Genomic DNA, 1,083 nt, shown 5'->3' on the forward strand with positions numbered 1-1,083 from the left:
TGTCAGGTTGTGAGACGTCATTGGGATGATGTAGCGTGGGCGATACCGCGTTATGCTTCGTTGTTTTCTTCCGTTTGCAGGGAGACCGAATGATGCTTCAGATCCACCCACAGGCACGCACGACACCGGCTGTCCGGGCTGAGATAGCTCGTTCGTCAGAACCGACATCCGTGCTCGCCAGACGCTACGGGATCAGCGATGAAACAGTCCGCAAGTGGCGCAGGCGTGGTTCGGACGCCTGTCAGGACCGCAGCAGCCGTCCCTGGAGGCTGGCCTGGAAAGCCTCGGAGGAGGAGCGCGCCATTGTCTGTCAGCTTCGGCGTTCTACCGGTTTTGGTCTGGATGATCTGACCTTTGTCTTACGGCATTTCCTGCCGCATCTGAACCGGGACAATATCTGGCGGATACTGAAAGACGCCGGATTGAACAGGCTGCCTCCTGTTCCAAAGGCCGGACCAGTTCGGGGACAGGGAAAGTTCCGCGATTACGATCCCGGTTATGTCCATATCGATGTGAAACATCTGCCAAAATTACAGACAGCAGATGGGGACCGGCGGAAACGTTTTCTGTATGTCGCCATCGATCGCTGTTCCCGTTCAGTGCACCTGGCTGTTTATGACGCGGAAAATGCGGATAATTCCGTTGACTTCCTCAATGCCGTCAAATCGGCCTTTCCTTTCCGGATCACCCATATCCTGACCGATCGTGGCTCCTGCTTTACAGCGGACGCCTTCGAAAAAGCCTGTCATGACATGGGAATCGACCGACGCCGGACCAAGGCTTACTCCCCTCAGACCAATGGAATGGTGGAACGCTTCAATGGCCGTGTCGCTACAGAAGTACTGCAGGTCTGTGTCTCAAACCATGAAGATCTGGAAATTCTGCTCAGAGGCTTCTGTTTCGCCTACAATCATCGCCCGCAGCGTGTTCTGGGCGGCATCGCTCCCGTCCAATGCATCATCTCATGGCTTGAAAAACATCCCGCGTCACGTAATCAAGACTATATCAAACCGGCTGGTCGTGACATCATGAAACAGGTCGACGAAATCCTTGATTACGCCAATGACGTCTCACAACCTGACA

General features: G+C 54.5%; 1 protein-coding gene. It reads left to right on the top strand.

From position 1 onward, the window contains the following. Nucleotides 1-92: 92 nt before the first annotated feature. On the top strand, nucleotides 93-1,083 hold a 991-nt coding region (locus tag GOB93_RS20935; protein WP_173585275.1), incomplete at its 3' end, for an IS481 family transposase.

Source organism: Acetobacter musti (assembly GCF_011516835.1).
In the GTDB taxonomy this organism is placed as follows: Bacteria; Pseudomonadota; Alphaproteobacteria; order Acetobacterales; family Acetobacteraceae; genus Acetobacter; species Acetobacter musti.